The following is a 4,145-nucleotide window of genomic DNA, read 5'->3' as shown; positions in this document are numbered from 1 at the left end:
AATGTTGGAACGGCGGCGCGAGCCTCGCAGCCCCTTTCGCAAGACGCGGCGCGCCCTTGAGCGGATTGAAGTGCTGGGTGCAGAGGTCGATCTCGTTCGACCGGAAGAGGTGATGTACCACGTGGAGGCCGCCGTCGGTGATGGTCGGCCTTATCTGGTCGCCAATCATAATCTCCACAGCCTCTACCTGCTGCGGAGGGACCCGACCCTCGCAGCCTTCTTCGAGGACGCCGACCTGATTGAGGTCGATTCCGCCCCCGTCATAGCCTTCAGCCGAGCCTTGGGGCTTCACAGTCGCCCATTCCACCGTTGTACCTATCTCGACTGGCGGGAGCACTTCTGGAGTGTGGCCAACCGAAAGGCCTGGCGCATCTTTTACCTCGGTGGCGCGCCAGGCGTTGCTGAGAGCGCGGCAATGCAGCTCTCGGAGGCCTATCCGGCGACCCAAATCGGCGTCGCCCACGGCTATTTTGACGCAAGTCTTGGATCGGCCGAGAACGCCCAGATCCTTGAGGCCATCCGGCATTTCTCACCCGATGTGCTCTTTGTCGGCATGGGCATGCCGCGGCAGGAGCAGTGGATCATCGATCATAGGGCGCAATTGCCCCCCTGCGCAGTCTTCTCAGTGGGCGCGGCCTTTGACTATGAAGCAGGCGTGCAAAAGCCTGCGCCACGCTGGATGGGGCGAGCGGGCCTTGAGTGGCTTTTCAGGTTGGCGCACGACCCGGTGCGACTTTGGAAGCGCTACTGTTGGGAGCCCTGGTTCATGATCAGACCCGCGCTCTGCGACATTGCGGCCGCCTGGCGAGCGAAGCGTCTCTTGAGGTCTCCGCCGCGCTCAAGCCGCGCGTCTGGCCTGGACGTGGTCGGCCAATCGCCCCCAGTTGAGGGTCGACTGAACCTGGGCGTAGATCGGCGCGAGCCAACCTCGACGCCTAAGATCGAGAAAGACCTCGTCGCTCAATCGCCGGAACCGGCTTTCGTCGATCGTCAGAAATCCTGAGAGGGAGACGCGCTCGCCGCTATTGAGCTCAGCTGTGGCGGTTCGGCGATCCAGCAGGTCCAAAGCTCGGAGCCTTCCAACAAACGTCTCCGTTTGGCGCTCGTCAGCTGCAATCGCCTGACATAGCCGAAGGGCGTTTTGCGTCGTCTGGCTGAGCGCGACGCCCTCAAAGAGCGGCGAACCTAGGGAGCCCTCACTCAACACCTCGCTCGTCGTCTCGATGCAAAGGACGTCCCGTCCCTCCAACTCGGCCAGACCAAAGGGAAATCGGCGAATGAGAGCTGGCACGTAGGCGCCATGTTTCCAGCGCCCCTCGTCGTCAACAAAAAGGTTCTCGTGCCGCCCAAGCCCCAGCACGGCGATCGGCCGACAAGGTTCCTCGGAAGTGAAGGCGATGGGGTACCACTGCGCCGCCAAGGGAATTTCTGAGAGTCCCACAGGGACGGCTTGTAGACCCTTTGCGAAATGAAAGCTCAAGGGCGTCCGCAGCCTCAGCAGACCGTGGCGCGCGACGTCGAGCGGCTGAGCGTTTCGATAGATCACCCCGAACCTCCCCCGTCTCAGCGCCTCATCCTCCGGCGCCGGACCAGTCCCCACCCGAGTTAAAGCGGGCTGTCCCTGAAAAACGCAAGCCCGCACAACCAAGACCTGTGATTGACGCCATCGCCACAACGCAAAAGGCCGTTTATGCCCACTTAAGCGAGCCAAGTTTCGGGAGAGTTCAGCGCGTGTTTGAGTTGCCGATTGATGTGGACGAGATCAAAGGCTTCCTTGATGCCGCAGAAGGGAGCGCCTTGCAGCGCGCCTTCAGGGCTGGGGCGGCCTTGGGGCCAGGCCTGGAGATCGGCGCCTATTGTGGCAAGTCCGCAGTCTGGCTAGGCGCTGTGGCGAAGGGCCTCGGCACGACGCTCTTCTCGGTGGACCACCATCGCGGATCGGAAGAAAATCAACCGGGCTGGGAGTACCACGACCCTGATCTCTGGGATCACAGCGTCGGGGCTATGGACACCCTTCCCCATCTGCGGCGCACCTTGCGGCAAGCGGGCCTCGAAGATCATGTCATTCCGGTCGTGGCCAAATCGGCAGCACTAGCTTCCCTTTGGCGCACCCCGCTCGGCTTTCTCTTCATAGATGGGGGTCACACCATGGAGGCGGCGCTGGGCGACTACCGAGGGTGGACGCCTCACCTTGCTCCGGGCGGCGTTCTCGCCATCCATGACGTCTTCCCTGACCCTGCCGACGGGGGACGCCCACCTTTTGAAATCTATCAACGCGCCCTCGCCTCTGACCTTTTTTGCGAAGTTGAGGCGGTGAAGAGCCTTCGAGTTTTGCGCAAACAGTAGGCATCCGAGCCGCTCTTGAGGTTGGACGCTCGCGGTAAGGGCGAGCCCGCTCAGCTCTAGCGCCACCTTGGGGACATGTCGGCTAGACCCGACGATTTGCCGTGGTATGGCAGCGTCATGATCCAGTTGGCGTCCCGCTTGGCCCTCTTGATGCTCGTCCTTTGGGCTCTCAGCGGCCTGCTAGAACCTAATCACGATGCGAGCCGCCTAAGTGTGGCCGCTGACGCGCTGGAGCACGGCTTGATTGCCTTTGGCCTTGTGATTTTGGGGGCGGGGGCTGCGCCACGTCTGCCGATCTGGGCCGTTGGCTCCGGCGTTGTCGCGATCGGTTGGGCGGTGGAGGGCTTGCAGCATCTCCAGTGGATCGGCGGACAGTTTCAAGCATCAGATCTACTCGCAGACCTGGTCGGCGCTTTGATCGGTGCGGCCGCAGTAAGTTTTGGCGAAGCCCGCGCTGCCGAAGCGCTTGCCCGCGCGAATGCGAGCCCGGAATTCTAGACGAGTTTGAAGCGCCCCGTGGCGCTCCGCCCGGTGTGGTCTCCGCGGCCTCGGCGCCCGAAGCCGCAGGCTGTCTGCTCTGCGACTGGCTGATCCCCGTCCGACGCCGGGCGGCGCTGCTCTCCAACGGCAGGGGGCTCTAACGGTGAGCCACCAGAACATCAGCCGCTGAGCTCAGATCATAAAGGGCGTCATGGGCCAGGATGGCGGCGGCCTGGGTCCAGGTGGGGCGCTCCTCGGGCCAGATGATGCCCTCGGCGAACTGCCACCCCATCCAATAGGCGCCGCTGGCGTCCCGATGGGCGTCCTGCCAGGCCAGCAGATCGGCGGCCTCGCTCCGCCGGCCAAGGGAAATCAGGGTCAGGGCCAGCTCGCAGGTCTCGGCCACCGTCGCCCACGGCTGGTCCTTCACGCAGCGGCAGCCGACGCCGGGCTCGACGAATGCGGCCCAGCCGGCCTCGATCCTGGCCCGGGCGGCCGGGCCGCTGATCGCCCCGCCCAGCACGGGATAGTACCAGTCCATGGCGAAGGCTGAGCGGTCGGTGGTGCGGTCGAACCGTTCGGGCCGCTCACGCAGCGCGTGGGCCAGGGCCTGCCGGGCGCGGGCCCAGGCCGGACGCGGCTCCTCCATCAGTCGCGCCAGCCGCAGGGCGCAGTCCAGGCTCTTATGGATCGACCCGCAGCCTGCGCGCACCGCATCGTCGGCCTCGCCGCCGTGGGCTTCCCCGCACCAGGAGATGTCGCCCGGCCCATGCTGCTGGGCGACCACGAAGTCGATAGCTCGGGCCACCATGGGCCAGTGACGGCGGACGAGCTGAAGGTCTCCCGACAGGCGCCAAGCGTGCCACAGGACCACGGCGCAATAGGCGGCGAAATTGGTGTCGCGGAAGACGGGCGCCGGCTCGCGCGCCATGTGCAGCCTGTCGGCCATGGGCAGCATGTTGCCGTATTCGCCGAGCCACGCGCCGTCAGGTCCCTGCCGCTCGGCCAGACAGTCGAGCCCGGCGCGCACGGCCGACCACTCGCCGGCCACGCCCAGGGCCATGACGCACTCGCCGTGGTTCCAGGGATCCCAGGGGCCGCCCTCGAACCAGGGGATGGCGCCATCGTCCAGCTGGGCCTCGAGCATGCAGAGGACCGCGCCGGCCAGCGGGTTGCGCCCTCGGCCAGAGGACGGGCGGACAGGGGCCTGGGCGGTAGGGGCCGGACCGAGTGGGGCGCCCGGCCTCAAGCCGCCGGCTCCGCAGCTGCGGCGACTTTCCGGAAATACAAGGCCACGCTCTTGCCCATCACCGGGGAGG

Annotated in this window: 4 protein-coding genes and 1 pseudogene; 3 read left to right on the top strand and 2 right to left on the bottom strand. The window is 65.5% G+C overall.

From position 1 onward, the window contains the following. A partial coding sequence (locus tag V7D28_RS14185) for a WecB/TagA/CpsF family glycosyltransferase (RefSeq protein ID WP_333588035.1) occupies nt 1-1,003 on the top strand: 1,003 nt, incomplete at its 5' end. Here the strand turns inward: V7D28_RS14185 and V7D28_RS15345 are convergent. Next, nucleotides 932-1,546: pseudogene (locus V7D28_RS15345) on the bottom strand (SapC family protein); the annotation flags it as partial. The gene V7D28_RS14185 and the pseudogene V7D28_RS15345 overlap by 72 nt on opposite strands. Before the next feature lie 185 nt (nt 1,547-1,731). On the opposite strand from V7D28_RS15345, the gene V7D28_RS14180 reads away from it, so the two are divergent. Continuing rightward, nucleotides 1,732-2,346, top strand: coding sequence for a class I SAM-dependent methyltransferase (locus tag V7D28_RS14180; RefSeq protein WP_333588034.1), 615 nt, complete (start codon nt 1,732-1,734; stop codon nt 2,344-2,346). A 117-nt stretch (nt 2,347-2,463) separates the two neighbouring features. Beyond that, the gene (locus tag V7D28_RS14175) at nt 2,464-2,844 is read left to right on the top strand and encodes a hypothetical protein (protein WP_333588033.1); all 381 of its coding nucleotides are present in this window, start codon (nt 2,464-2,466) and stop codon (nt 2,842-2,844) included. Nucleotides 2,845-2,983: 139 nt separating this feature from the next. On the opposite strand, the gene V7D28_RS14170 is transcribed toward V7D28_RS14175, so the two are convergent. Then, nucleotides 2,984-3,973 (bottom strand): hypothetical protein, encoded by a 990-nt coding sequence (locus tag V7D28_RS14170; RefSeq protein ID WP_333588032.1) that lies wholly within the window; start codon nt 3,971-3,973, stop codon nt 2,984-2,986. Nucleotides 3,974-4,145 lie beyond the last annotated feature (172 nt).

Source organism: Phenylobacterium sp., assembly GCF_036723115.1.
In the GTDB taxonomy this organism is placed as follows: domain Bacteria; phylum Pseudomonadota; class Alphaproteobacteria; order Caulobacterales; family Caulobacteraceae; genus Phenylobacterium.
Note: the sequence above shows the minus strand (reverse complement) of the source record. Positions and strands in the feature narration are given on the sequence as shown.

What these genes read in the sequence shown, in the direction of transcription:
- V7D28_RS14175 (WP_333588033.1), top strand. Translation starts at nt 2,464, where the DNA reads ATGATCCAGTTGGCGTCCCGCTTGGCCCTCTTGATGCTCGTCCTTTGG.
- V7D28_RS14170 (WP_333588032.1), bottom strand. Translation starts at nt 3,973, where the DNA reads ATGCTCGAGGCCCAGCTGGACGATGGCGCCATCCCCTGGTTCGAGGGC.